The organism is Nocardiopsis sp. CA-288880 (genome assembly GCF_050955985.1).
In the GTDB taxonomy this organism is placed as follows: Bacteria; Actinomycetota; Actinomycetes; order Streptosporangiales; family Streptosporangiaceae; genus Nocardiopsis; species Nocardiopsis tropica.
The window spans coordinates 588,165-612,364 of the sequence record NZ_CP192105.1; the positions used below are offsets into that span (position 1 = coordinate 588,165).

25 protein-coding genes are annotated in these 24,200 nt (G+C 74.7%); 8 read left to right on the forward strand and 17 right to left on the reverse strand.

The features are described from left to right. Positions 1 to 83 precede the first annotated feature (83 nt). From ACQPYD_RS02660 to ACQPYD_RS02710, 11 genes are all read right to left on the reverse strand, one after another. Positions 84 to 800, reverse strand: coding sequence for a 2-hydroxychromene-2-carboxylate isomerase (locus ACQPYD_RS02660; protein ID WP_330157253.1), 717 nt, complete (start codon positions 798 to 800; stop codon positions 84 to 86). Next, positions 797 to 1,951: a beta-ketoacyl synthase N-terminal-like domain-containing protein gene (locus ACQPYD_RS02665; RefSeq protein ID WP_433699619.1), complete on the reverse strand. Its 1,155-nt coding sequence runs from the start codon at positions 1,949 to 1,951 to the stop codon at positions 797 to 799. Before ACQPYD_RS02665 ends, ACQPYD_RS02660 begins: the two co-directional genes overlap by 4 nt. Continuing rightward, positions 1,948 to 3,153: a beta-ketoacyl-[acyl-carrier-protein] synthase family protein gene (locus tag ACQPYD_RS02670; RefSeq protein ID WP_433699620.1), complete on the reverse strand. Its 1,206-nt coding sequence runs from the start codon at positions 3,151 to 3,153 to the stop codon at positions 1,948 to 1,950. The genes ACQPYD_RS02665 and ACQPYD_RS02670 overlap by 4 nt, the downstream gene beginning before the upstream one ends. Then, a complete protein-coding gene (locus tag ACQPYD_RS02675; protein ID WP_267947864.1) occupies positions 3,153 to 3,410 on the reverse strand; it encodes an acyl carrier protein in 258 nt (85 codons plus the stop codon). The genes ACQPYD_RS02670 and ACQPYD_RS02675 overlap by 1 nt, the downstream gene beginning before the upstream one ends. Before the next feature lie 109 nt (positions 3,411 to 3,519). Further along, positions 3,520 to 4,260, reverse strand: coding sequence for a 3-oxoacyl-[acyl-carrier-protein] reductase (gene fabG, locus ACQPYD_RS02680; RefSeq protein ID WP_433699621.1), 741 nt, complete (start codon positions 4,258 to 4,260; stop codon positions 3,520 to 3,522). A 90-nt stretch (positions 4,261 to 4,350) separates the two neighbouring features. Continuing rightward, positions 4,351 to 5,220, reverse strand: a complete 870-nt coding sequence (locus tag ACQPYD_RS02685) for a thioesterase II family protein (RefSeq protein WP_433699622.1) — start codon at positions 5,218 to 5,220, stop codon at positions 4,351 to 4,353. Next, positions 5,217 to 5,654 (reverse strand): MaoC/PaaZ C-terminal domain-containing protein, encoded by a 438-nt coding sequence (locus tag ACQPYD_RS02690; RefSeq protein ID WP_433699623.1) that lies wholly within the window; start codon positions 5,652 to 5,654, stop codon positions 5,217 to 5,219. Before ACQPYD_RS02690 ends, ACQPYD_RS02685 begins: the two co-directional genes overlap by 4 nt. Continuing rightward, complete coding sequence (locus tag ACQPYD_RS02695; protein WP_433699624.1) at positions 5,651 to 6,055, reverse strand: FAS1-like dehydratase domain-containing protein; 405 nt, start codon at positions 6,053 to 6,055, stop codon at positions 5,651 to 5,653. The genes ACQPYD_RS02690 and ACQPYD_RS02695 overlap by 4 nt, the downstream gene beginning before the upstream one ends. Positions 6,056 to 6,158: 103 nt before the next feature. Next, positions 6,159 to 7,304 (reverse strand): beta-ketoacyl synthase N-terminal-like domain-containing protein, encoded by a 1,146-nt coding sequence (locus ACQPYD_RS02700; RefSeq protein WP_433699625.1) that lies wholly within the window; start codon positions 7,302 to 7,304, stop codon positions 6,159 to 6,161. Then, complete coding sequence (locus ACQPYD_RS02705; RefSeq protein WP_433699626.1) at positions 7,301 to 8,518, reverse strand: beta-ketoacyl-[acyl-carrier-protein] synthase family protein; 1,218 nt, start codon at positions 8,516 to 8,518, stop codon at positions 7,301 to 7,303. The genes ACQPYD_RS02700 and ACQPYD_RS02705 overlap by 4 nt, the downstream gene beginning before the upstream one ends. Beyond that, positions 8,511 to 8,786 carry an acyl carrier protein gene (locus ACQPYD_RS02710; RefSeq protein WP_267947871.1) on the reverse strand — a complete coding sequence of 92 codons (276 nt, stop codon included), beginning with the start codon at positions 8,784 to 8,786 and terminating at the stop codon, positions 8,511 to 8,513. The genes ACQPYD_RS02705 and ACQPYD_RS02710 overlap by 8 nt, the downstream gene beginning before the upstream one ends. Positions 8,787 to 9,000: 214 nt before the next feature. Here ACQPYD_RS02710 and ACQPYD_RS02715 point away from each other — a divergent pair, with 214 nt between their 5' ends. The 7 genes from ACQPYD_RS02715 (at position 9,001) to ACQPYD_RS02745 (ending at position 15,364) form a co-directional block, all read left to right on the forward strand. Continuing rightward, on the forward strand, positions 9,001 to 9,999 hold the full coding sequence (locus ACQPYD_RS02715) for an AfsA-related hotdog domain-containing protein (protein ID WP_433699627.1): 999 nt from the start codon (positions 9,001 to 9,003) through the stop codon (positions 9,997 to 9,999). After that, entirely contained in the window at positions 9,996 to 10,658 is a 663-nt protein-coding gene (locus ACQPYD_RS02720; RefSeq protein ID WP_433699628.1) for an HAD family hydrolase, read from the forward strand. Before ACQPYD_RS02715 ends, ACQPYD_RS02720 begins: the two co-directional genes overlap by 4 nt. After that, a complete protein-coding gene (gene fabG, locus ACQPYD_RS02725; protein ID WP_433699629.1) occupies positions 10,655 to 11,356 on the forward strand; it encodes a 3-oxoacyl-ACP reductase FabG in 702 nt (233 codons plus the stop codon). Before ACQPYD_RS02720 ends, fabG (ACQPYD_RS02725) begins: the two co-directional genes overlap by 4 nt. Before the next feature lie 122 nt (positions 11,357 to 11,478). Continuing rightward, a complete protein-coding gene (locus tag ACQPYD_RS02730) occupies positions 11,479 to 11,937 on the forward strand; it encodes an ester cyclase (RefSeq protein WP_344184886.1) in 459 nt (152 codons plus the stop codon). 82 nt (positions 11,938 to 12,019) lie between these two features. After that, complete coding sequence (locus tag ACQPYD_RS02735) at positions 12,020 to 13,006, forward strand: ACP S-malonyltransferase (protein ID WP_433699630.1); 987 nt, start codon at positions 12,020 to 12,022, stop codon at positions 13,004 to 13,006. Between the two features lie 54 nt (positions 13,007 to 13,060). Continuing rightward, positions 13,061 to 14,119, forward strand: a complete 1,059-nt coding sequence (locus ACQPYD_RS02740) for a hypothetical protein (RefSeq protein ID WP_433699631.1) — start codon at positions 13,061 to 13,063, stop codon at positions 14,117 to 14,119. A gap of 54 nt (positions 14,120 to 14,173) precedes the next feature. Further along, the gene (locus ACQPYD_RS02745; protein ID WP_433699632.1) at positions 14,174 to 15,364 is read left to right on the forward strand and encodes a lactonase family protein; all 1,191 of its coding nucleotides are present in this window, start codon (positions 14,174 to 14,176) and stop codon (positions 15,362 to 15,364) included. On the opposite strand, the gene ACQPYD_RS02750 is transcribed toward ACQPYD_RS02745, so the two are convergent. The 5 genes from ACQPYD_RS02750 to ACQPYD_RS02770 all read right to left on the reverse strand — a co-directional run bounded on the left by ACQPYD_RS02750 (position 15,353) and on the right by ACQPYD_RS02770 (position 20,469). Continuing rightward, the gene (locus ACQPYD_RS02750; RefSeq protein ID WP_433699633.1) at positions 15,353 to 16,009 is read right to left on the reverse strand and encodes a MerR family transcriptional regulator; all 657 of its coding nucleotides are present in this window, start codon (positions 16,007 to 16,009) and stop codon (positions 15,353 to 15,355) included. The genes ACQPYD_RS02745 and ACQPYD_RS02750 overlap by 12 nt on opposite strands. A gap of 195 nt (positions 16,010 to 16,204) precedes the next feature. Continuing rightward, on the reverse strand, positions 16,205 to 16,996 hold the full coding sequence (locus ACQPYD_RS02755; RefSeq protein WP_433699634.1) for an AfsR/SARP family transcriptional regulator: 792 nt from the start codon (positions 16,994 to 16,996) through the stop codon (positions 16,205 to 16,207). A gap of 324 nt (positions 16,997 to 17,320) precedes the next feature. Next, complete coding sequence (locus ACQPYD_RS02760) at positions 17,321 to 17,965, reverse strand: response regulator (RefSeq protein ID WP_433699635.1); 645 nt, start codon at positions 17,963 to 17,965, stop codon at positions 17,321 to 17,323. After that, the gene (locus ACQPYD_RS02765) at positions 17,962 to 19,104 is read right to left on the reverse strand and encodes a sensor histidine kinase (protein WP_433699636.1); all 1,143 of its coding nucleotides are present in this window, start codon (positions 19,102 to 19,104) and stop codon (positions 17,962 to 17,964) included. The genes ACQPYD_RS02760 and ACQPYD_RS02765 overlap by 4 nt, the downstream gene beginning before the upstream one ends. A gap of 774 nt (positions 19,105 to 19,878) precedes the next feature. Next, positions 19,879 to 20,469, reverse strand: a complete 591-nt coding sequence (locus tag ACQPYD_RS02770; protein ID WP_433699637.1) for a TetR/AcrR family transcriptional regulator — start codon at positions 20,467 to 20,469, stop codon at positions 19,879 to 19,881. A gap of 81 nt (positions 20,470 to 20,550) precedes the next feature. Between ACQPYD_RS02770 and ACQPYD_RS02775 the strand changes: the two genes are divergently transcribed. Beyond that, a complete protein-coding gene (locus ACQPYD_RS02775) occupies positions 20,551 to 21,444 on the forward strand; it encodes an oxidoreductase (RefSeq protein WP_433699638.1) in 894 nt (297 codons plus the stop codon). A gap of 79 nt (positions 21,445 to 21,523) precedes the next feature. On the opposite strand, the gene ACQPYD_RS02780 is transcribed toward ACQPYD_RS02775, so the two are convergent. Further along, complete coding sequence (locus tag ACQPYD_RS02780) at positions 21,524 to 24,067, reverse strand: penicillin acylase family protein (RefSeq protein WP_433701928.1); 2,544 nt, start codon at positions 24,065 to 24,067, stop codon at positions 21,524 to 21,526. Positions 24,068 to 24,200: the final 133 nt, after the last annotated feature.

Consider the following 24,200-nt stretch of genomic DNA (forward strand, 5'->3'; position numbering starts at 1 on the left):
CCCCGTCGTCACCGGCCGGCCCGACGACGGGCCGGGCCGGGCGGGGCGCGGGCCCCGCCCGGGCGACGGTTCCGGCCGCCGTCCTAGCCGCAGCCCCCGGCCGTGTCCGTGTCGAGGTCGGTCGGCGGCGGGGACAGGTCGGGGACGGGCACCCGGGCCAGGGACGGACGGTCGGCGGCCCGCGCCTCCCGCTCCAGCCCGAGCGCGTCGGTGACCGCGTCCAGCCGGTCCAGCCCCCAGAAGCGGTGCCGCCCCACCCGGAAGTAGGGGACCCCGAACACGTCGTCCTGGTACAGGTCGTGGAGCGCCTTCAGGCCCTCCTCGCGCAGGTCCGGGTCGTGGGCGGCCGAGGCGGCCGTCTCGCCGTCCAGCCCGACCGACGCGGCCAGGTCCTTGACCAGGGCCGGGTCGCACACGTTCTCGCCGCGCTCCCACCTGGCCTCGGTGACCGCGCGGTAGAACTCGCGCTCCTTCCCCTCGCGGCGCGCGTACAGCCACGCCAGGTGCGGGACCTCCCACCACGGGTCCACGTCGACCGGCCACGACATCGTGTAGCCGAACGAGGCCGCCAGCCGCTTGGTGTCGTAGAGGATGTACAGGTGCTTGGCCTTGCTCATGGGCGTGTACAGGAACTCGCCGCCACCGGCGCGCAGCCGGGCCAGCAGGTCGGCGTCGGGCTCCCAGAACGGCCGGTACTCGACGGTGTCCACCGCCTCGGGGTACAGCTCCTCCAGGCGGCGCAGCGCCATCCACGAGAACGGGCTGCGGAACGCGAAGTACAGTCTCGGCGGCTTCCTCACAGTCCGCCCCCCTCCTCGTCGTGCGTCCGCGCGGGAACGGCGCCGCCGGGCAGGCGGTGTCCGCGGACGACAGCCGCCCCCGCGGCGCCGTCGGCCGAGACCGAGGTCAGCACGGACACCCGCCCGTCCAGGCCGGGATCGGACCGGTGGTGGGCCAGCAGCGCCGCCAGCTGGAACGGGCCGGAGGCGCTGTTGCACTCGCCGACCAGCCGCTTGACGCGGATCCGGACCGGCCCGTCGCCCAGGGCCGCCCGCACGCCCGCGTCCTCGGCCCCGTCCAGGCCCTCGACGCCGTGCTCTCCCGTGGCCACCCCCCACACCTCGTCGGCGCCCACGCCCGCCAGGCGCAGCGCCCGGACGACGCTCGCCTCCAGGGTGCGGGCGGTGTCACCGGGTCCGCCGGTGCCGAACGCCGACGCCAGGACCTCCGCCTCCGGGGTCCGCCCCCGGGAGCGGACCCGCTCGGCGTCCTCGACGACGAACACGGCGGAGCCCTCACCCAGCGGCACGCCGTACCCCTCGGTCAGGGCCCGGTGCCCCCACGCCATGTGCGGGCTGAACTCCTCGACGGCGCCGGCGAGGAGCACGTCCGCGTGCCCGCCGCCGATGAGGTGCGCGCCGTAGCGCAGCACGTTGAGCCCGGCCATCTGGCCGCCGGCGACGGTCGCGTTCACCCCGCGCAGCTTGTGCCGGATGGCGCTGCTCCCCGCGGGGCAGTTGATCGTCGCGCCGGGGAACATCACCGGGTTGACCAGGTAGGGCCGCTCCTCGACGAGGGTGTCCCGGCTGAACTCGCTGGTGGTGCGGATGCTGCCCGCCGTCGTGCCCAGCACGAGCCCCACGCGCCCGGCGGCGTCCACGGCGGCGTCGGTGGACTCCAGCGCCAGCTTGGTCGCCACCAGCGCCAGTGCGGTGCTGCGGTCCAGGTGGCGGGTGCCCTTGCGGCCCAGGTGGTCCGCGGCCCGGAAGTCCGGGATGGCGTGCGCCCGGTCGGTGGGCAGCGGGGCGTCGAACATCCCGGTGACGTCGGCGCCGCCGGTCCGGCCCGTGCGCACCGCCTCGGTGAACCCGGCCGCCCCGGTGCCGATCGGCGACACCGCCGACCAGCCGGTGACGGCCAGGACCGGGGCCCCGCCCCGTGCGCTGTTCATGAGACCCTCCCGAAGACGGTGATGGCATTGTTGCCGCCGAACGCGAACCCGTTGTTCTGCACGATCCGCACGTCGGCCGGGCGCGCCTCGTTGGGCACCGGGTCGATCCCGCCGAGGGCCGGGTCGTGGTGGGAGAAGTTGGTGGTCGGCGGCAGGAACCCGTCCCGCATGCCGATCAGCGACGCGATGGCGCCGAACGCGCTCGACGCGCCCATGGTGTGCCCCAGCATCGACTTGACGGAGCTGATCGGCGGCGGGGCGTCGCCGAACACGTCCAGGACCGCCGTGGCCTCCGCGAGGTCGTTGGCGGGGGTGCCCGTGCCGTGCGCGCAGATGTAGTCCACGTCCTCGGGCTTGATCCCGGCGTTGGCGTGGGCCCGGCGCATGCACTCGGCGATGCCGACCGGGTCGGGGGACACCATGTGGTCGGCGTCGCAGTTGAGCCCGTAGCCCAGTACCTCGCCGTAGACGCGCGCGCCGCGCGCCAGCGCCCCCTCCAGGCTCTCCAGGACGAGGGCCGCCCCGCCCTCGGCGGTGATGATGCCGGAGCGGTCGCGGTCGAAGGGGGAGCTGACCTCCTCGGCGACCGCGCCCAGCCGGAAGAACCCGGCGTGGGCCCAGCGGAGCACCGAGTCGGCGCCGCCCGCCAGCATGTAGTCGGCCGCGCCGGTGCGGACCAGGTCGTAGGCGTACCCGATGGCGTAGTTGCCCGCCGAGCACGCCGTGGCCAGGGTCATGGCCTCACCGGTCAGGCCCAGCTCCCGGTTGACCGCGTAGGCCAGCCGGGACGCGGGGACCTGCCGGGGCAGGTGGGGGCTGAGGCTCTCCCAGCCCCCGGCGACCTCCTCCTCGGTGAGCCGCTCGATGATCTGCGACTCCCCGCTGGTGGTGCCCATGACCGAGCCGGCCTCGGCACGCGACAGCTCGTCCGGGTCGAGCCCGGCGTCGGCGACCGCGAGCCGTGCGGCGGCCGCCGCGAACAGGCTGGAGCGGCCCCACTCGGCGGTGTCGAGCCGCTCCACCATCTCCTGCGGCGCGAAGTCGCGCACCTCGCCCGCGTTGCGGTGCGGGAACCCGGACGCGTCGAAGGAGGTGATGGGGGAGACGCCGGACCGTCCGGCGCGCACGGCGGCGCCGAACGCGGCGGCCCCCGTCCCCACGTTGGACACGGGCCCCAGGCCCGTCACGACGACCCGGCGCATCAGGCGTTCCCCTCCGTGTAGCGGGAGACGACGCGGTACACGCCGTCGAGGCTGCCCATGTCGGGCAGCTCGGTCTGGGGGACGGCGATCCGCAGGGTCTTCTCGATGCGGGCCAGGACCTCGATGGCCTGGAGGGAGTCGGCCTCGTGCTCCTCGGAGAACAGGCCGGTCTCGGAGATCTCCTCGGGCTCGACCTCCAGGACGTCGGCGACGATCTCGCGCAGTTCGTCGATGAGGGCGGTGTCGGTGGCGGTCATGGCGTTTCTCCTCGGTGTGGGTGCTGTTCGCGGTGGCCGCGAACCGGTGCGGTGGTCCGGGTCCGGGGGACGGTGCGGGCGGCGCGGCCCGGGGGCCTGCCCGGGCGGGTCAGATGACGACGCCGCCGTCCACCTGGACGATCTGGCCGGTGATGTAGGAGGCCCGGTCGGAGGCCAGGAACGCCACCAGGTCGGCGACGTCCTCGGCGCTGCCCAGGCGGCGCAGGGGGACCTTGGCGAGGGCGCTGGCGCGCACCTTCTCGCTCAGGCCCCGGGTCATGTCGGTCTCGACGAAGCCGGGCGCGACGGCGTTGACGCGGATGCCGTAGCGGGCGACCTCCTTGGCCATGGCCTTGCTGAGGCCGTTGATCCCGGCCTTGGCCGCGGAGTAGTTGCCCTGGCCGGCGTTGCCGTGGATCCCCATGACGGAGGAGATGTTGACGACGCAGCCGCGCCGGTTCTTGATGAAGTCGAAGACGGTGCTGCGGCAGAGGTTGAACGTGCCGGTGAGGTTGGTGTCGATGACCGCGCTCCAGTCGGCGGCGTCCATCACCGCCACGGGGGCGTCGCGGAGGATGCCCGCCGAGTTGACGAGGAGCTCCGGATCGCCGAGGGCGGCCTTGGCGTCGGCGACGAAGCCCTGGACCGCCTCCAGGTCGGCGACGTCGCACGCGGCGCTGTAGCAGGCGGCGCCGGCCGCGCGGATCTTCTCGGCCGTGCCCGCGGCGGCCTCGCCGGCGCTGTGGTAGCAGAACGCGATGTCGTAGCCGTCGTCGGCGAGGCGCAGGGCGACGGCGCGGCCGATGCCCCGGGATCCTCCGGTCACGATCGCCACTGGTCTGTCCGTCATGTCGGGTCCTTCCGGTTCTCTGGTGGTGCGGGGGGTGTGCCAGGGGGCGGTGGTCCCGTGCGGCCGGGGGCGGGCGGGACCCGGGTGGTCTCAGGAGGGCCGGGCGCGCTCCGGTGCGGGGGCCGCCCGGACCGCGGCCTCCCCGGCGGCCGGGGGGCCGGCGCCGGTCCGGGACGGGACCGGCTCCGCGCCCCGGGCGGCGGTCGCCAGGGCGACCTCCTCGGTGATCGCCCCGATCACCGCGTCGCGGGCGCGGTTCAGGTAGAAGTGGGCGCCGGGGAAGCACCGGAGCCCCTGGAAGCGCGGGGCCGCGCCGGCCCAGCCCCTCACCAGCTCCGGCCCCGCCACCGGGTCCGACTCCCCGGCGAACACGGTCAACGGGACCGGTTGCGGGCCGGGAGGGCCGTCCGCCCGCCAGTCCCGCACGAGGGCCAGGTCCGCGCGCATGCGCGGCTCGAACAGGGCCCACAGGGCGTCGTCGGCCAGCACCTCGGCGGGCACCCCGCTCAGACCGCCGACCCGGGCGCGCAGCTCGTCGGAGGACAGCGGGCGGGGGTCGTCGTCGGTCCCCGGGCCGGGCGCCGGGTAGCCGGACATCCCCAGCCAGGCGGCCTCGGCCGTGCCCGAGCCGGCCAGCTCCCGGACCAGCTCGTACCCGACGGCCGCGCCCATGCTGTGCCCGAACACCCCGAAGGGGACGTCCGTCAGCGGCGCCACGGCCCCGGCCAGCCGGTCGACCAGCGGTCCCATCCCGGCGGCGAACGGTTCATGGAGCAGCCTGCCCCGGCCGGGGGTCTCGACCGCGCACACGTCCCAGCTCTCGGGGAAGCGGCGGCCCCACCCCCGGAAGGCGGTGTGCGCACCGCCGGCGTGGTGCAGCAGGAACAGCCGGAACTCCGGTGACCCGGCCCGGCGGGTGCGGACCAGCGGGGAGGCGTGCGTGGTGACCTGTGCGCTCATCGGCCCGTGACCACCACGGCCCGGGCCCGCGCCAGGACGCGCTCGCCGCCGCACAGGGCGGTGAGCACGACCCGGACGCGGGAGCCGTCCAGGACGGCGTCGACGCGGCCGGAGACCGCCAGTTCCACGCCCTCCCCGGGCGGTACGACCACCGGGCGCGCGAACCGGGTCTCGTACTCGGCGACCTGCGCCGAGGGCCCGAACCACTCGGTGACGGCGGTCGCGGCGAGGCCCATGGTGAGCATCCCGTGGGCGATGACCCCGGGAAGGCCCAGTGCCCCGGCCGCGCGTTCGTCGTAGTGGATGGGGTTGAAGTCGCCCGAGGCGCCCGCGTAGCGGACCAGGTCGGCGCGGGTGAGGGCGAAGCGCCGCTCGGGGAGCCGCGCGCCGGGTGCGTGCGACGTGTCGGGGAGGGGTGCGGTGGGAGTGGTCATGGGATGTCCGCCCAGGTGATCAGGGTGGTGGTGGCGGTGCACACGTCCTCGCCCCCGGCCGTGCGGATGTCGCTGCGCAGCGCCACCAGGTCGTTGGCGCCCAGGGTCTCCGCCCGGGTGACGCGGACCTCGACGGTGAGCACGTCTCCGGGGCGGACGGGGCGGGTGTGCCGGAAGGACTGGTCGCGGTGGATGACCCGGGAGAAGTCGAAGCCCAGCTCCGGGTCGAGCACCGCCGCCTCCTGCGCCTTCATGGCGAGGACGATGGGGAAGGTCGGCGGGGCCTCGTCGCCCCCGGGCATCCCGACGGCCGCGCGGAACTCGCGGATCTTCTCCCGGCCCACCTCGTAGGTGTCCGGGGACCGGTAGACCCGGCCGACCAGCGCGCCGTTCAGTCCCATGCCGTCCCTCCTGCCCGGTGGCGGTGTCCGGTTCCGGCGGCCCGGGGAGGGACCGCCGTGCCGGCCCGGGCCGCCCGCCGGGGCCGGGTCCCCTCGGGGCGCATCAGGCGCCACCCCCCTCGCGCAGGACCAGAGCGCCGATGTTGCCGTCGTGGCCCACGGCGGTGACCAGGGCCAGGCGCGGCCGGTCGGACGGATCGCCGCGCCATGCCGCGAGCAGCCCCGCGACCTGCATGGCGCCGGCCGCGCTGTAGCACTGGCCCACGGCCCGCGTCACGTCGCGGACGGGCGGGACGCCGCCCAGGGCCAGGGCGATCCCCCGGCGCTCGGCGCGCTCCACGCCCACCAGCCCGGTGGACCCGGGGGAGACCTCCGTGACGTCCCCGGGGACGACGCCGCTGCGGGCCAGGGCGCGGCGCACGTGCTCGGCGACGGCCTTCGCGCGGTCCCCGCGCGAGGCGGGGTGGAAGCCCACCTCCACGCCCAGCACCTCGGCGGCGATCCCCGCGCCGCCGGCGCGCGCCGCCTCGGAGGTGGTGACCACGAACGCGGCGGCCCCCTCGCCGATCGGGGTGCCGTCGGCCAGGGTCCCCGAGGCGTGCCAGCCCCAGGCGAGCGGTGCGCTCAGCTCCTCCACCCCGCCGACCACGAGCCGGTCGGCGCGGCCGAGGGACAGCACCATCCGCGCGTGCCGGAACGCGTTCATGCCGGACGCCTGGCCCGCGGCGAGGGTGACGTTGGCGCCGCGCAGCCCGTTCCAGATGGCGATCTGGCCGGCGCAGCAGTTGAGCACCGTGTTCGGGAAGCGCGACGGGTTGACCAGGTAGGGGCGCTCCTGGAGGAGCGTGTCGCCCGCCAGGTCCATGAGGCTCTGGGTGCTGCCGGTGCTGGTGGTGACGACGACCCCGGTGCGGTCGGCCTCCGCCCCGGCGGGGGCCCCGGCCAGGGCGAGCTTGGCCGCGACCAGCCCGAACCCGGTCAGCCGGTCCAGGTTGCGGGTCCCCTTGCGGCCCACGTGGTCGCGCAGGCGGAACCCCTCCACCGAGCGCACCCCGAGCGGCGGGTAGTCGTCGGCGTCGTCGCCCACCGGGGCGGAGTGGCCGACGCCGCCGGAGTCGAGCACGCCGCCCAGGGACTCCAGGCCCAGCCCGGCCGCCGACACCACGCCGGCGGACGTGATCGCGAGCGGGACGGCGGCGGGGAGCGCGGGCCGGTCCGCGGTGCCCGGTCCGGTCGCCAGGACGGTCATGCGGGCCTCCCGAGGATGGTGATGACGTTGTTGCCGCCGAAGGCGAAGCCGTGGTTCTGGACGATCCGTGGGGCGGCGTCGCGCCCGCGCCCGGGGACCACGTCCAGGTCAGGCCCCAGGGCCGGGTCGACCGTGCCGACGTTCGCGGTGGGCGGCAGGAACCCGTCGTGCAGGGCCTTGCAGCACACGACCGCGCCGAACCCGCTTGCCGCGCCCATGGTGTGGCCGATCATCGACTTGATGGAGCTGATGGGCGGCACGCGTCCGCCGAACACCTCGCGCACCGCCTGTACCTCGGTGGCGTCGTTGGTGGGGGTGCCGGTGCCGTGCGCGCACACGTAGTCGACCTGGTCGGGGGTGATCCCGGCGGAGGCGTGCGCGTCCCGGATGCACGCGGCGATGCTCCCCGGGTCCGGGTGCACCATGTGCTTGGCGTCGCAGTTGACCCCGTAGCCCAGGATCTCCGCGTAGACGCGGGCTCCCCGCGCCACCGCGGAGTCCAGCGGTTCCAGGAGCAGGGAGACCCCGCCCTCGCCGGTGATGATGCCCGCGCGGTCCTTGTCGAAGGGCCGACACACGTCGGGGGCGAGAGCGCCCAGGGCGTGGAACCCGGCGTGCGTGAAGCGGTTCACCGCGTCGGCGCCGCCCGCGAACATCAGGTCGGCCTCGCCGGTGCGCACCAGGTCGAACGCGTGGCCCAGGGCGTAGTTGCTGGCCGAGCACGCGGTCGGGACGGTCTGGGTGTCACCGCCCAGGGCCAGCTCGGTGCTGACCGCCGCGGAGATCTGGCTGGCCGGGGCCTGCGCGACCACGCGGGACGAGAACTCCTTCATCCGCCCCGACACCCACTGCTCCCCGAGCACGGAGGACACGGTGGCCTCGCCGCTGGTCGTCCCCATGATCACGCCGGAACGGCCGTGCGACACCGCCTCCGGGTCCAGGCCCGAGTCCTCCAGGGCGAGCCGGGACGCGGCCGCGGCCAGCTGGCCGCTGCGGCCCCACCGGTCGGGGTCGATCCGGCGGAGGATCTCGCGGGGCGCGAAGCCGCGGACCTCGCCCGCCATCCGGTAGGGGAACCCGGAGGCGTCGAACGAGGTGATCTCGGCCGTGCCGTTGCGGCCCTCGCGGATGGCCGCCGCGAACGCGTCGGCGCCGATGCCGACGCTGCTCACCGCCCCGAGGCCGGTGATGACGACGCGTCTGGTCTCAGGCACGGGCCACCTCGCCGTACTCCCGGACGGCGGCGGCGAGCAGCTCGAAGTTGAGGAGCTGCGGCAGGTCGGTCTTGGGAATGACCACGCCCACCTCCTTCTCGATGCGCGCCACGACGGTGATCAGGGAGAGGGAGTCGCCCTCGTAGTCCTCCACGAAGTGCCCGGTGGGGGTGAGTTCTCCGTCCTCCAGTTCCAGTTCCTGGCTGACGATCTCGCGGAGTTTCCCGATCATCGCGCCGGATTCTTCGACGGTCGTCCTCTCGGTCATCGTGGTTCCCTTCGGATCGGAGGGCCCGCTGTTCGGGCCGGTCTTCCACCAGCTTGGCCACCGCCCGGCGGGCCGCGCAATAAGACTGCGCCTTTGTACCTCCCGTATTCATCGAAAGTGACATGCCGCCAACTTTGATCGAAAATTGATCGGTGTTTTATTCGGCGGTGCGAGGCTGTCGTCAAAGGTCAATGAATTTGCGAGAGGTGGTGCAATGGCTTCCGTTGTGGAAATGGACATCGACATTCCGGCCGACCTCGGCTTCAGGGCGACCCTCGACCGCACGCTGGTGCACCGGAGCGCGGTCTCGGAGGTGTTCGTCACCGACCTGCGCCCGGTGTCGGAGACCGACGTCGTGGCCGCGGCCCAGCTCCCCCTGAACCACGGCTACTTCAGCGACCACGGGCGGAGCCCGGCCGTCTTCGACGTGCTCCTCCTGCTGGAGGCGGGCCGGCAGGCGGCCATCGCCGGGACCCACGCCCACATGGGCGCCGGGGCCGGCACGCAGATGATCGTGGACCGGTTCGCCATCGACACGGACCCCGCCGCGCTGCTGTGCGGCGACCGCCCCGGCGAGCTGGTGATCGACAACCGGTTCACCGTCGTCCGCCGCAGGAGGGAGCGGGTCCGGGCCGGGCGCGTGGAGCAGGTGTTCCGCGTGGACGGGGTCCGGGCCGGCTCCCACACCATGGACGTGCTGTTCCTGACGCCCGGCGAGTACGAGGCCGTCCGCCACGCCCAGCTGGGCGGCCCCGCGCCGCTGACGAGCGCGCAGGCCGCCGCGCCGACCGGCGTCGATCCGCGGACCGTCGGCCGCACCAACCCCCTGAACGTGGTCCTGGGCGCCCCCGTGGTCCGCGACGGCGCACTCACCGCCGAGGTCCGGCCCCGCTGGGACAACCCGTCCCTCTTCGACCACCCCTACGACCACCTGCCGGCGGCCGTCCTCACCGAGGCCGCCCGCCAGCTGGCCCTGGCCGTGCCCGTCCCCGGCGGAGCCGGGTCCCCGGGGTCCCGGCGCGTCACGGGCGTCCGCGCCGGCTTCACCGGCTTCGCGGAGCTGACCTCCCCCGTGCTCGCCTCCACCCCGGCGGACGGGGCCGCGACCGGGGAGCGCCGCGTCCGCTTCGAGCAGGACGGCGCCCGGATCGCCGACACCACCCTGACCGTCACCGACACGTCCCGCCTCGGGACGGAGGAGACCCCACGATGAGCACTTCCCGCGTCACCGCGGTGTGGACCGACTTCGGCGGCGTCCTCACCCCGCCCATCGCCGAGACCATGCAGAAGTTCTGCGCGCGCACGGGCATCGACGCGCACGCCCTGCTCACGGTCATCGGCGAGGTCACCGAGGGCTTCGGCACCGACGACTACATGGAGCCGATCGACACCCCGATCGTCACCGAGGCCGAGTGGCTGGACCGCATCGGCGTCCTCCTGCGCGAGCGGTACGGCATCGACCGCCGCATCACGACCCTGGCCGACGACTGGTTCGAGGACCGCGAGACCAACCACGCCTGGGTCGCCGAACTGGAGGCCCTGCGCTCCCGGGGCGTGTTCGTCGGGATGCTCTCCAACATGGTCCCCACCTGGGACGCCCACTGGCGCCGCATGGTGGACGCCGACGCCCTCTTCGACGACGTGGTGATGTCCTTCGAGGTCGGCGCGCGCAAGCCCCAGGCGGCGGTGTTCGATCTGGCCGCGCGGCGCGCGGGCGTCCCCCCGGAGCAGTGCCTGCTCGTGGACGACAACGAGCGCAACTGCGAGGGCGCCCTCGCGGCGGGCTGGCGGGCCATCCGCTTCGGGGACACCGCCGAGGCCGCCGCCGAGCTGGCGCGCCTGGTCGGCACGCCCGAGGACGCCGTCCGATGAGCCGCCGCGTCCTCGTCACCGGGGGCAACCGCGGCATCGGGCTGGCGGTCGCGCGCATGTTCGCCGCCCAGGGGGACGAGGTCGTCGTCACCCACCGGGACGGGTCGCCGCCCGACGGGCTCGACGGCGTGCGCTGCGACGTCCGCGACCCCGGCTCCGTCGAGGAGGCGGTCGAACGGGTCCGCCGGGACCACGGGCCCGTGGAGGTCCTCGTCTCCAACGCCGGGATCACCAGGGACGGCCTCCTCCTCGGCATGAGCGACGCCGAGTTCACGGAGGTCGTCGACACCAACCTGGTGGGCGCGCTGCGCGTCACCCGCGCGGTCCTCACCGACATGGTGCGCGCCCGGTGGGGCCGCCTCGTCTACGTCTCCTCCCTCACCGGCCTCGTCGGAGCCCCCGGCCAGGCCAACTACGCCGCGTCCAAGGCCGGGCTCATCGGCCTCGCCCACTCCGTCGCCCGCGAGGTCGGCAAGCGCGGGATCACCGCGAACGTCGTCTCCCCGGGGCTGGTCGACACCGACATGACCTCCGGTCTCGCGGGCCCGCGCCGCGAGGCCCTGATCGGGCGCACGGCGGTGGGCCGCGCCGGGACCCCCGAGGAGGTCGCCGCCGCCGTGCGCTTCCTCGCCTCCGACGGGGCGGGCTACGTCACCGCGGCGAACATCCCCGTCAACGGCGGCGCCGAGGTCGGCTGACCGGGCGCGCCCGCCGCGGACCGCCCCCGTGCCCGGGACGGCCGCGGACCCCGACCACGGAAAGAGAACGACAGCCCGGCGGCCGCAGCGCCGCCGGACCGACACAGCGAAGGAAGACACCCATGTCCCAGACCGAGACCACCCTCGACATCGCCCACAAGATGGGCGACATCTTCAACGGGCTCGACGCCGAGGTCGCCCACAAGTACGTGGCCCCGGAGTTCGTCGACCACGAGGCCCCGCCCGGCACCCCCGGCGGCCCCGACGGCTACCTCGGCACCGCGAAGTGGATGAACAGCGTCTTCGCCGACGCCAGGTGGGACCGGATCGACAGCTTCGCCGACGGTGACAAGGCCGTCATCCACCTGCGCTTCACCGGCCGCCACGTCCGCGAGTTCCTGGGCATCGAGGCCACCGGCGCCGACGTCGCCTTCGAGCACATGCACATCTACCGGGTCCGGGACGGCAAGGTCGTCGAGCACTGGGGCTGCCGCCAGGACCTGTTCCTCATGCTCCAGATCGGCGCCGTCCAGCTCGACCTGCGCCCCTTCACCCCCGACGAGGAGCCCGTCTCCTCCTGACCGCCAGCGGGGCCCGGGCCGGTCCGGGCCCCGCGCCCGCGCCCCGCACCGGGGCCGCGCCGACCACGAAGGAGGGCACGCCGTGCCCAGGATCGCCTACGTCTTCCCCGGCCAGGGATCACAGGAGCCCGGCATGGGCGCCCCCTGGGCGCACACCCCCTCCTGGGGTCTCGTGGAGCGCGCGTCGCGGGTCAGCGGCCGGGACGTCGCCGGCCTGCTGCTCCGGGCGGACGCCGACACGCTCCGCCGCACCGACAACGCCCAGCTCGCCACGTTCGTCCTGGCCTGTGTCGCGCACGGCGAGGTGCGCGACGCCCTGCCGGGGACCGCGCCGGTCGCCGTCGCCGGGCACAGCCTCGGCGAGTACACGGCGCTGGTCGCCTCGGGCGCGCTCGCCTACGACGACGGGGTGCGCCTGGTCGCCACGCGGGGCGAGGCCATGCGCGGGGCCACCGAGCTCACCCCCGGCACCATGGGCGTGGTCCTCGGCCTGGACGTCCGCGCCGTACAGCGGATCGCCGACGGCCTCCGCCGCGACGGCGCCCGCGTGTGGGTCGCCAACCTCAACTCGCCCCGCCAGAGCGTCCTGTCGGGCGCCCCGGAGGGCGTGGCGCTCTGCGCGGAGGCCGCCCTCGCCGAGGGGGCCGCCCGGGTCGTGGACATCCCCGTGGGCGGCGCCTTCCACAGCCCGCTGATGGAACCCGCCCGCGCCCGCCTGCGCGCGGCCCTCGCCCGCGCCGAGCTGCGCACGGCGGACGTGCCCGTGGTCGCCAACGTGGACGCCCGCCCCCACACCCGCCCGGACCTGTGGCCCGGACTCATGCTCGACCAGCTCACCCGCCCGGTGCGCTGGCTCGACGGGGTGCGGACCCTCACCGGGGAGCTCGGCGCCGACCTCCTGGTCGAGATCGGCCCGGGGCGGGTCCTCACCGGCTTCACCCGGCGCATCAGCCCCCGCACCGACCGCCTGTCCGTCTCCGCGCCCGACCACGTGCCCGCCCTGGCGGCGGCCGTCGGCGCGGCGCGGGAGGACGGGGCCCCGGTCCCCGCCGCCCACGGGGCGGCCTGACCCGCTCCGGGCCCCGCGCCGCGGAGGCCCCGGAGGCACCACGAAGGAGTACCAGTGTTCGCAGGAGTCGGCAGGACCACGGCCCGCCACAGGTGGTGGGCGGCCCTCGCGGCCGTCCCCGCCGGGGGCGGCGTGCGGGGCAGCGGCGCGCCGAACGCCCCGGCCGGCGGCGCGGGGGGCGGGACCGCGGCCGCGGGGCGGCGCCGGCGCCGCCCGATCCGGGGAGCCGGTCCGACGGCCGTCGCCCCCGGCGGGGACGGCCTCCCGTGGAGCGCCGCGGCGGGCGCCGCGGCCGTCGCCCTCACCGCGGCGCTGTTCGCCGACTGGGACACCCTGGTCGGCCCCCTCGCCGGGGCGGTGACCGGCCGGGGCTTCCCCCTGCCCGGAGCCGTCACCGCCCCGTGGCCGGACCTGGCGGTCCTGACCGCCGTGCTCGTCGCCGCGCTGCACCCCCTGCTGCGCCGCGGAGCCCGGACGGACACCCTCCCCGGCGCCTGGTCGGTCCCGGTGACCGCGTTCGCCGCCGCGGGGCTGGCGGGCGCCGTCGCGGGCCTGCTGGCCGGCGGGTCCGCGGGAGGGGCCGCCGCGACGGCGTGGCACCTGCTCGCCCAGACCGGGCAGGGCGGCCTGTTCGGCCTGCTGTTCGGGGCGCCCGCGGCGGTCGCCGTCCTGGCGGCCGAACGCCTGGCCCCCGGGGCCCGGCCCGACCTCGCGGGGGCGGGGGGACCGCGCCCCGGGTCGGCGCCGGCCGCCGGGGACCCCGGCGGGGCGCGGACCCGGCGGCGCTCCCCGTACGCCGCGCTCACCGCGGCCCTGCTCCTCCTCCCGACGGCGGCCATGGGGGCGGGCGCGTACCTGCTCGGCACGGACGCCCCCGGCGACTGCTCCCCGCTCGCCTGCGCCTCACCCGTCGACGAACTCCTGCTCAACGGCGAGGTCGGGCTGCGCCTCGCGGTCCCCGGGTGGGCGGCGGCCGTCGCCGTCGCGGCGGCCCTGCGCGCGCTCCCGCCCACCCGCGGGTGGCCCCTGTGGTCCCACCTCCTGCTCGCGGTCGGCGGGACCGGGCTCGCCGTCGTCCTGCTCTCCGGCCTGGTCGTCGGCTCCGACGTCTGACCCCGGCCCGCCCCGCACCGGCCTCCCGCACCTTCTCACCCCCGAGGACAGACGATGACCGGAAGAAGCCCCGCACCCAGCAGACGCGCCTTCCTCGGAACCGCCGCGGCGGCCGGGATCGGCGGACTGGCCTGGTTCGCCGCCCGCCCGGCGACGGCCGCCCCGCCCCCTCCCGCGGCCCGCCGCGCCTACATCGGCGGGTTCACCGCCGGCGAGTACGGGCTGCCGGGGCTCCCCGGCATCGGGATCGGCAGCGTCGGCGCGGACGGCTCCCTGCGGATCGACGGCTACCACGAGGGCATCGACAACCCCTCCTACCTGGCGACGGGGCCCCGGGGCGACATCCTCTACGCGGTCAGCCAGACCGGCGACGGCCACGCGCACGCCTTCCGGATCGGGGGCGACGGCGCGCTGGAGCCCCTCAACGCCGCGCCCACCGGGGGCGCCGCCCCCGTCCACCTGGCCGCCCACCCCGACGGCCGGTTCCTCATGACCGCCAACTACGACTCGGCGGGCGTCGCCGTCCACGCCCTCGCGGAGGACGGCTCGATCGGGGCGCTGCTGGACCTGGTCGATCACGAGGGCTCCGGCCCCGACCCGGAGGAGCAGGCCGCCCCGCACCCGCACATGTGCCTCTTCGTGCCCGGGACCCACGACGTGATCGTCCCCGACAAGGGCAACGACCACGTGTACGTCTACTCCCTCGACCCCGGCACGGGGAGGCTCACCGAGCGGAGCCGCACCCTCGTCGCGGAGGGGGCCGGCCCCCGGCACGCCGCGCTCCACCCCTCCGGCCGCCACCTGTACGTCTCCAACGAGCTCGGGTCCACCGTGACCGCCTTCGCCTACGACCCCGTCGGCGCCGTGCTGACCCCGGGGGAGTCGGTGTCGGTGGCCGCCCCGGGCGCCGACCCGCGCAACGCGCCCTCCGGCGTGGTCGTGGACGCCGGCGGCCGGTTCGTCCTCACCGCCGACCGGGGCCTGGACACCGTGGTCTCCTACGCGGTCCGCGACGGCGGCGCCTCCCTGGACCTGGTGGAGTCCCAGCCGGTCACCACCAAGGGCCCGGGGACGCGCTGGCCCCGGGGCATCGCCCTGGACCCCTCCGGCCGCTACGTGTACGCGGCCAACCAGGCCGGGCAGTCCGTCACCGTGCACCGCGTCTCGGCCGCCGGGCGGCTCACCCCCGTGGGCGCGCCGGTCCCGGTGGCCAGTCCCTCGTGCGTCGTGCTGTCAGATCGCTGACCCGCGGTCGGCCGGGGAGAACTCCCGGTCGAACACCCTCCCGGACGTGTGCTGGCGGGCGATCCGCCGCAGCGCCGCGAGCAGGGGGTCGCCGAACACGGTCCACAGCACCAGCCGCTCGACCAGGGCGTCCTCGTCCGCGTACAGGCCCAGGACCCCTATCTCGGCTCCGGTCATCCGGTCGGCGGCGGCCGCGTAGGCCTCGACCACCACCGCGGTGTCGGCGTCGTCCAGCCAGTGGAGGGTCCTGAGCAGCTTGACCAGCGTGCGCCAGGACGCCGTGTCCTGGTCGACCGTCCACCCGTGCCGGTCGGCGACCCTCCGGGCCAGGGCCAGCGCCTCGTCGTCCGCCGGGTCGACGTCGGCGTGCGGGGCGGAGGAGGCGCCCTCCAGGGTCCGGAGGACCATGCCGAAGGTCTCGTGCGGCGTCCTGGTCCCGCCCGCCATGGCGCCCAGCAGGCCGCGTACCTGGTCCGGGTCCAGCCCGCCCACCTCCACCAGCACGCGGACCAGGCGCAGGCGGCGCAGATCCTCGGGGCTGTACCCGTGTCTCTCGGAGGGATGGGGGAGCAGGCGCTCCCGCTGGTAGTACTCGACCGTCGCCACGGGCACCGAGGCCCGGTCGCTCAGCTCCGAGATGCGCACAGGTGGCTCGCTTTCCGCTCCGAGGGGCGTCGGCCCGGGACCCTGGGGGACCGGACCGCACGCCGGGCCCTTGTGTGATTGATCGAACGCGGTCAGTGATGACGCGGGGGAGGGCGGTGTCGCCGCGGCCGTCCCTCGGTCCACTCAACCAGCCCGGGGAACGTCCGGACATACCACGAAAGAGGCATCGCGTCCTCAGTTGACGGAGCCGCGGGAGGCGCTCGGGGCCCCGGACGCGCCCGTGAGGATGGCGTGCTGGAGGCGGCACAGCTCCTCGGAGGGCTCCAGCCCCAGCTGGTCGTGCAGGGTGTCCCGTGCCGCCCGGAAGGCGCTCAGCGCCTCGCCGCGGCGCCCGGACCGGCTCAGCGCGTCGATGAGCCGGGCGTGGAACCCCTCGTGCAGGGGGTAGACGCTCACGAGGTCCCGGAGCTCGGGAAGGACCTCGCGGTGGAGCCCCAGCCGGAGGGCGGAGTCCACGCGCAGCTCCCTGGCCCGCGTGTAGGTCTCGGTCAGGCGCGCCACGTGCCCGGCCAGGACGCGGCCGGGGCGGACGTCGGACAGGACCGGGCCCCGCCACAGGGAGAGCGCCTGATCGGCCCGGTCCACCACCTCGTCGTGGCGGTGCTCGGTCCACAGGACCTGCGCCTGGCCGACCAGCTGCTGGAAGGCGAACAGGTCCAGCTCCTCCGGGGCCAGGTCCATCCGGTACCCCGGTCCCCGGGTCAGCAGGACCCGGCGGGCCGTGTCGGCCCCGCAGGAGCGTTCCAGGGCGCCGCGCAGGTGGTAGACGTGCGTGCGGATCGTCTTGAGGGCCGTGGTCGGCGGTTCGCCGTCCCACAGCTCGTCCATCAGGGTGTCCACGCCCACCGTCTGGTTGGCGCGGACGAGGAGGAGTCCGAGGAGCCGGGCGACCTTGGGGCCCCGGCGGAGCGCCTCGCCCCCGCGGGACTCCAGCTCCAGGGGACCGAGGATCTTGAAGCGGGTCATCGCGTCTCTCCTTCTCGTTCTGGGCCCCGGCCGCGCTCCGGTCGGGCTCCCGGGGGGCCTCGGGACCGCCGGCCGCCGGCCGCCGGGGCGGCCCCCGCTCGCCCCCGCCCCGGTCCGGTACCGGGAAACCGTGTTCTGACCTGCGGTCACAGGGGAAATCTAGGACCGCCGCCGGGTGTCCACAAGCGGATTGTCCGCAAGGTGCCAGGCCTCTACCTCGAAGGAGGTACGGGGCGGGGGCGCCGGGCCGGCGCGCGAAGGAGGACGCGGGGGCGAGGGGCCGGGCGTCGAGGGGGAGGGGCGGCGGAGGGGCGCCGCCCGGGGTCAGAAGCGCGGCTCGGCCTTCTTGCGGTGCGAGGGCAGCGCCCCGGTCTCCACGGCCTTGTTCACGGCGTCGATCCGCGAGACCGCGTCGAGCTTCTCGAAGATGTTGCGCATGTGCCGCTTGACGGTGCCCTCGGTGATGTCCAGGCTCCGGGCGATCTCCCGGTTGCTCATGGCCTCGGACACCAGCCTCAGGACCTCCACCTCGCGCGGGGTGAGCGTCGAGTCGGTCGTCGGCGGCCGGTGCCAGTTCGGGGAGGAGACGACGACCGTCGTGCGGTCGGGGTCGCGCAGCCCCCGGATGGCCGCGACCAGGGTCACCATGTCCACCGTCTTGTGCAGGTACCCGCGCACGCCGAGGGAGAGCAGGTCGCTCACGAGCGCCGAGTCGTCGTGCATGCTCAGGATGACCACGTGCGTGTCGGGCGCGTGGTTCAGCAGCTCCCGCACGGTGTGCCGGGGGTCGTGCTCCGGCATCTCCAGGTCGAGGAGGACGACGTCGGCGCGGGCGGCGACCACGGTCGGGACCAGGGAGCGGGCCGAGCCCACGCTGGCGACCACCTCCAGTCCGGGCTGGGCCCGTAACAGGTCGCAGAGGGCCTCGCGCAGCAGGTGGTGGTCGTCGACCACGGCGATCCGGATCATCGTGCGGACTCCGCTCCGATCGAGGGGGTGGTGATGGGGACGAGGATCATCGTGCGGGTCCCGTCCTCGGGCGAGCTGAGGAACCGGACGCGCCCGCCCAGGGCGGTGATGCGCTCGGAGAGGGAGGTCAGACCGGTCGAGGCGCCGTCCTCGGAGCCGCGGGCCAGCTGCGCCTCCACGTCGAACCCGGAGCCGTCGTCCGAGGCGATCGCCCGGACCTCGGCGCGGTCCAGGCGCACGGCGATGTGCACCTGGGCGGCCCCCGCGTGCCGCACGGAGTTGCGCAGGCACTCCCGCAGCACGAGGAACAGCTCGTCGAGGAAGTGCGGGGGCACCCACGACTCCTCGCCGGAGAAGTCCATCCGGACCTCGGGCACCGTCAGGTCGAGGGAGTCGGCGTAGGAGCGCAGGGCGGTCTCGAGCGACCCCGCGCGCTCGCTGCGGCGCTGGTCGGAGATGAGCACGCGGAGCTGCTGGTTGAGTTCGAGGAGCGCGCCCTTGAGGGCGCGCAGGCGGCCGTGGGCCTTCGCGTCGGGCTTGTGGACGGAGAGCAGCTCGTACAGCTCCAGCTGCCGGTTGGCGAGGCTGACGGAACTGCCGAGGCGGTCGTGCAGCTCGCGGGCGAGGAAGCGCCGGAACTCCTGGTTGGCGGCCTGCTCCTGGCTCAGGAAGCGGGCGTTGGCACGGATCTGGGCGGCCTCCATGCGCAGGGTGGTCTCGTTCTGTGCGGTGACGAGCGCGGCCCGCACCCCGGCCGACGGTGCGTCGGGCGGCAGCGCGGCGGTGATCTCCTCGAAGAGGAAGCGGGCCGCCTGGCCGGTGTGGCGCGGGTGGATGGCCCAGGACTCCTCCTCCAGCTCGGCCCAGTAGGTCTCCGACATGCGGTTGACGCGCTGGGAGGGGCGGCCGTGGTGGAGGCTCCAGGCGCTGTCGCGGATGACGGAGGCGGCCCACGCGGAGGCGTACGGCCAGGACTCCGGATCGGTCCTCAGCGGGTTGTGCTCCGCGAAGAGGCGGGCGGAGAGGCGACCCACCAGTTCGGGGGTCCTTCTCAGAAAGGAATCGGCGTGGGAGTTCTCCGGGAAGGGCGGCAGAACGCCGTTCTCCCACTCGGGGAAGGCCGAATCCTTACCATGCATGGGATGGTCGTGTCCATTCATTGAGCGCGTCACGAGAGGACCTGTCGTGTAAGGGGACGTGAATGCGGTTCGGGGCCACGGATTCGGGTCCCGAGGACGACCGGTGGGAAGCGCTCCGGGCGCGGCCCGGCGGAGGTCCTCACGTTCCTGTGTGTTCGCGCCACCCCCCGGTCAGGCGATTCCCGTCGGACTCCGCCGTGGGCAGCGCTTCCCCGGGCGCTGGTACGGAGTCCCACCCGATTTCTCCCGCGAAGGTCCTTTCTGGGAGGGGTCTGGGCGCGAATGTCCTGTTGGAGCCGGTTGGGGTCCGCGCCCGCCTGGTTCGGGTTTGTGTTTCAGTAGCGTATGTGATGGCGGAGTGGGCGGAAATGGTTCTCGAGGGCCGGTTCCGGTCAATGGCAGAAGTCGGAAGAATCGCAGGTCAGGACACAATGTCTGACTTGTGGCTTAAGTCACTTTTATCCGTGTTGCGGTGGGGCTTTCGCGGGGGAAGGAACCGGTTCGGGCGGCCTGCCGCGCCGCCCCGGGCGACGCCCCCTCAGCCGCGGTCGAAGGCGGGCGCGAGGGCCGCCTCGAACCGGGCCACCCAGTCGGCGGGGCCGCCCTCCACCCACGGGCAGTCGCGGACGAAGTGCTCCCACTCGTGCGCCATGGAGTCCCCGGTGAAGCCCGCGCCCTCGCGCAGGCGCCGTTCGTCCAGGCCGTCGGCCGCCTCGCCCGGCCCGGCTCCCCGCCCTGCGGCGGTTCCGGGCGCGGGCCGTCCCGGTCCGGGGCTCAGCGCGGGGCGAGGCCGTCGAAGAGGACCCGGACCACCTCGGCCAGGCTCTCCTCGACCTTCTCGGGCGGGGCCGCGGCCTTGAGCGTGGCGAAACCGTGCAGGGCGGCGGAGACGGTCATGGCGACGGGCCAGGGGTCGCCCCCGGCGATCTCGCCGTCGGACTGGCCGTCGACGATGGGCCGCACCACCGTGTCGAGCAGCCGTTCCACGGCGGCGGACAGCTGCGCGGAGGACCGGGGGTCGTGCTTGCGCGCGTACATCAGGTCGAGCAGCGCCGCGTTGTCGATCGCGAACCCCACGTAGGTCCGGGCCAGGGCCAGCACGCGGGTCCGGGCGCCGTCCTCCCCGACGGCGGCCAGGGCGTGTTCGAGGCGTCCGGTGAGGCGGTCGAACCCGGTGAGCGCCAGCGCGTCGAGGAGGGCCTGCTTGTCCTTGAAGTGGCGGCCGGGCGCGGCGTGGCTCACCCCCGCCTCACGGGCGAGTTCGCGCAGGGACAGCGCGGACGGACCGCGTTCGGCGAGCGCGCGCTCGGCGTTGGCGATCAGTGCGGCGCGCAGATCTCCGTGGTGGTAGGGGCGGTCGGCCATGCCATCCAGCATAAACGGAGGTGTCGGCGCCCCCCATTGTTGTCATTGACAACTTGTCGGGGGCTCGCCTACCGTGGCGGGATGGACACCTCACAGGTCACCATCCCCGACCTCGGCGGCCGCACCGCGATCGTCACCGGAGCCAACAGCGGTCTGGGGGTCGAGACCACGCGCATGCTGGTCGCGGCGGGGGCCCGCGTCGTCATGGCGGTGCGGGACGAGGTCAAGGGCAGGGCCGCGGCGGACAGCGTCGGCGGCGACACCGAGGTGCGCCGGCTCGACCTCGCCGACCTGGCGTCCGTGCGGGAGTTCGCCGACCGCTGGGAGGGCGACCTCCACCTCCTGATCAACAACGCGGGCATCATGGCGGTCGCGCAGGGGACGACCAGGGACGGCTTCGAGCTCCAGTTCGGCACCAACCACCTCGGCCACTTCGCGCTCACGAACCTCCTCCTGGAGCACATCACCGGCCGGGTCGTCACCCTCTCGTCGGGGCTGCACCGCAGTGCGCGGGGAATCGACTTCGACGACGTCAACCTGGAGCGCGGCTACACCCCCTACCGGGCCTACAACCAGTCCAAGCTCGCGAACCTGCTGTTCACGCTGGAGCTCCAGCGCCGCCTGGAGGACGCCGGCTCCCCGGTGCTGTCCACGGCCGCCCACCCCGGGTACGCGGCGACCGGCCTCCAGAGCCACGGCGCCAACCCGGTCTCCCGCACCCTCCTGCTCCTGGGCAACCGGGTCCTCGCCCAGAGCCCCGCCCACGGCGCGCTGCCCACGATCTTCGCCGCCACCCAGGACGTGCCCGGCGCGGCCTTCGCCGGCCCCAAGGCCATGGGCGGGTTGCGCGGCGCCCCCGCGCTCTCCAGCCGGAGCGAGGCCGCCTGGGACGGGCGCGCCGCCAAGCGGCTCTGGGCGCTGTCGGAGGAGCTGACCGGGGTCACGTTCCCGCTCCGGCCGAAGGACCGCGGCTGAGCGGACCGCGCGGGGACCGGCCTCGGACGACGGAGGGGCCCGCCGAACCCGGCGGGCCCCTCCGTCGTCCGCCGCCCCGCTACGGGGTGAGGACCAGCTCGTCGACGGCGGCCTCCCGCACCGCCTCCTCGCTGACGACGAACGGCAGGGTCCCGCCCTCGCTCCACGGCTCCAGCTGGTCGTCGTAGTGGGGGTGGAAGGCGTGGCCGGAGTTCCCGGTGAGGTGGATCCACGTGGACGCGTCCCGGTCGGACAGGTCCACCACCATCCGCATCGACGGCACCGCGGTGATCCCGTAGCCCTCGGCGTCGTTCCAGCCGGTGGCGTTCACGATGCCGGAGCCGCCGGAGCTCTCCACCGGGCCCCGGTTGAACAGCCACTCGACCGGTCCGATCCCGGACGTGCCGAACGACTCGTGGGTCGCCGTGAGGGTGTGCAGGTCGCCCCAGCGCCAGTCGGCGGGGTCGTCGCCCAGCAGCTCCGTCAGCTCCGCCGCGGCGGCGTCCATCGCGGCGGCCAGCACCTCGTCGCGCCCGCTCGCCTCCGCGCCCCGCCACCAGGCCGAGTCGGGGTCGTCGAGCAGACCGCCCACCACGTACATCCCGCGCGAGTTCCCGCTCATCGCGTACGGCTCCAGCTCGTCGAACAGCAGGGGGAGCAGGTGCCGCCAGGTGGCCTGGTAGAACGCGGCCCCGGCCGAGTCCGTGTCGGTGAACAGGTCCCAGTCGCGCAGCTGCTCCTGGGCCCGGGCGGCGGCGCCGTCCACCTCTGCCTCCAGCAGGTGCGGGACGACGTCGACGGCTCCGCCGTGGAACGAGTCCATGTGGATGTCCGACATGTCCTGGCCGTCGACCGGTCCGTCCGCGAGGGCCTCGTCCAGCAGGTCGTTGATCCGCTGGGAGCGGTAGCCGTAGTCCCAGTCGTCGGTGAGCATGTGCTCGTAGTCGGCGTCCACACCCGACTGGTTCGCGGTGACGATGACGCCCGACGCGGGGTTGTACACGCTCGGCAGCTCGTCGAAGGGGATGCGGTCCCCCCAGTCGTAGTCCGAGTCCCACCCGGGGGCGGGGTAGCGGCCGTCGCCCCTGCCGCGGATCGGCACCGCTCCGGGCGCCTGGTAGCCGATGTTGCCCTCGTTGTCGGCGTAGACGAGGTTCTGCGCGGGGACGTCGAACTGGCTCGCGGCCTCACGGAAGCCGTCCCAGTCGCGGGCCCGGTTCAGGGTGAAGATCGCGTCAGCCGTGGTGCCCGGGCTCAGCGCGGTCCACTGGAGGGAGACCGCGTACTCGCCGCCGTCCGCGCCCTCCGGCCCGGCGTCCTCCGCGACGGCGGCCAGCCCCTCGCCCACGGCGGTGTCGGACATCAGCGGGCCGTGGTGGGTGGAGCGGACGAGGATGTCGACGTCGTCGCCCCCGGCGACCCGGATGGTCTCCTCCCGGGTCTCCAGCGGCAGGGTCTCGCCGTCGACCACGTAGCCGTCGCCGTCGATCTCCTCGACGAACAGGTCCATGACGTCGGGGTTGAGGTTGGTGAACCCCCACGCGATCGACTCGTTCTGCCCGATCACCACGCCGGGCAGCCCGGAGAAGCTGAACCCGCTGACGTCGAACGGGCAGGCGTCGGTGATCTCGGTGCAGTGCAGCCCGATCTGGTACCAGGTGGACGGCATCGACGCGCCCAGGTGGGGGTCGTTGGCCAGGAGCGGGAGGCCGCTCTCGGTGTGCTCGCCGCCGACGACCCACGAGTTGGAGCCCAGGTCGGGGCTGGTGCTGGGGCCGAGCATGCGCGGCAGCGACGCGGCGGCGTCCGCCACCCCGGCCAGGGCCGGGACGACGCCCTCGGGGAGTTCGGGGGCGCGGCGCTCGTCGCCCTCCGGCGGACCGTCCCCGGACCCGCCCTCCTCGCCCGGGGCGATGTGCTCGCCGGTGTCCGTGATGGGCTCGTGCTCCTCGAACGGATAGGCCGGGTAGAGGTCCTCGACCTGCTCCTCGGTCAGCCCGGCGTCGAGGAGCTGGGCGCGCTCGGTCTCCTCCTGCATGTTGCCGCCCAGGTCCCAGGCCATGGCCTTGAGCCAGGCGAGGCTGTCGACGGGACTCCACTCCTCGATCTCGTGCCCCCCGTTGAGCACGGCCAGGAGGCCGTACTCCAGGCTCGCCGCCGCGCCGTCGTGCCCGTCCAGCCACGCGTTGACGCCGTCCGCGTAGGAGTCGAGGTAGCCCCGCGTCTCGGGGGTCAGGAGCTCGTACTCCTGCTCGGCGACGTGCCGCCAGCCCATGGTGCGCAGGTAGACGTCGGTGTCCACCTGGTCGGGGCCGAACAGTTCGGCGGTGCGGCCCGCCGTGACGTGGCGGCGGAAGTCCATCTCCCAGAACCGGTCCTGGGCGTGGGTGAACCCCTGCGCCATGAAGAGGTCGCGGGTGTTGTCGGCGTAGACGTGCGCGACGCCGTTGCCGTCGCGCAGCACGGTGACCTGCGACTCCAGCCCCGGGAGGGCGAGTTCGCCCGAGGTCTCGGGGAAGGATCTCCGGACGGTCCAGACCCCGAGGAGCGCGGCGACGAGCACCAGGGCCGTCACGGTCGCCAGAAAGCCCAGAAGTACACGAACAAGCACACGCTTACGCATTACACCCATGGCGGAACCCTAGAGTGCCCGAGGTCACAGTCTCTAGTGGTCGGCGTGTGTGGGCCCAAGTCGTTACCAACCGGTACGTCCGGGCGGCCCGGCGCGGGCCGGGGCGGGGCGCGCCCCGGCCGCG

Excerpts from the sequence above, each read along its gene's own strand:
- ACQPYD_RS02670 (WP_433699620.1), bottom strand. The coding sequence starts at position 3,153 with ATGCGCCGGGTCGTCGTGACGGGCCTGGGGCCCGTGTCCAACGTGGGG.
- ACQPYD_RS02755 (WP_433699634.1), bottom strand. The coding sequence starts at position 16,996 with ATGACCCGCTTCAAGATCCTCGGTCCCCTGGAGCTGGAGTCCCGCGGG.
- fabG (WP_433699629.1), top strand. The coding sequence starts at position 10,655 with ATGAGCCGCCGCGTCCTCGTCACCGGGGGCAACCGCGGCATCGGGCTG.
- fabG (WP_433699621.1), bottom strand. The coding sequence starts at position 4,260 with ATGACGGACAGACCAGTGGCGATCGTGACCGGAGGATCCCGGGGCATC.
- ACQPYD_RS02730 (WP_344184886.1), top strand. The coding sequence starts at position 11,479 with ATGTCCCAGACCGAGACCACCCTCGACATCGCCCACAAGATGGGCGAC.
- ACQPYD_RS02710 (WP_267947871.1), bottom strand. The coding sequence starts at position 8,786 with ATGACCGAGAGGACGACCGTCGAAGAATCCGGCGCGATGATCGGGAAA.
- ACQPYD_RS02695 (WP_433699624.1), bottom strand. The coding sequence starts at position 6,055 with ATGGGACTGAACGGCGCGCTGGTCGGCCGGGTCTACCGGTCCCCGGAC.
- ACQPYD_RS02675 (WP_267947864.1), bottom strand. The coding sequence starts at position 3,410 with ATGACCGCCACCGACACCGCCCTCATCGACGAACTGCGCGAGATCGTC.
- ACQPYD_RS02770 (WP_433699637.1), bottom strand. The coding sequence starts at position 20,469 with ATGGCCGACCGCCCCTACCACCACGGAGATCTGCGCGCCGCACTGATC.
- ACQPYD_RS02745 (WP_433699632.1), top strand. The coding sequence starts at position 14,174 with ATGACCGGAAGAAGCCCCGCACCCAGCAGACGCGCCTTCCTCGGAACC.
- ACQPYD_RS02780 (WP_433701928.1), bottom strand. The coding sequence starts at position 24,067 with ATGCGTAAGCGTGTGCTTGTTCGTGTACTTCTGGGCTTTCTGGCGACC.
- ACQPYD_RS02760 (WP_433699635.1), bottom strand. The coding sequence starts at position 17,965 with ATGATCCGGATCGCCGTGGTCGACGACCACCACCTGCTGCGCGAGGCC.
- ACQPYD_RS02765 (WP_433699636.1), bottom strand. The coding sequence starts at position 19,104 with ATGCATGGTAAGGATTCGGCCTTCCCCGAGTGGGAGAACGGCGTTCTG.
- ACQPYD_RS02685 (WP_433699622.1), bottom strand. The coding sequence starts at position 5,220 with ATGAGCGCACAGGTCACCACGCACGCCTCCCCGCTGGTCCGCACCCGC.
- ACQPYD_RS02715 (WP_433699627.1), top strand. The coding sequence starts at position 9,001 with ATGGCTTCCGTTGTGGAAATGGACATCGACATTCCGGCCGACCTCGGC.
- ACQPYD_RS02775 (WP_433699638.1), top strand. The coding sequence starts at position 20,551 with ATGGACACCTCACAGGTCACCATCCCCGACCTCGGCGGCCGCACCGCG.
- ACQPYD_RS02690 (WP_433699623.1), bottom strand. The coding sequence starts at position 5,654 with ATGACCACTCCCACCGCACCCCTCCCCGACACGTCGCACGCACCCGGC.
- ACQPYD_RS02665 (WP_433699619.1), bottom strand. The coding sequence starts at position 1,951 with ATGAACAGCGCACGGGGCGGGGCCCCGGTCCTGGCCGTCACCGGCTGG.
- ACQPYD_RS02720 (WP_433699628.1), top strand. The coding sequence starts at position 9,996 with ATGAGCACTTCCCGCGTCACCGCGGTGTGGACCGACTTCGGCGGCGTC.
- ACQPYD_RS02700 (WP_433699625.1), bottom strand. The coding sequence starts at position 7,304 with ATGACCGTCCTGGCGACCGGACCGGGCACCGCGGACCGGCCCGCGCTC.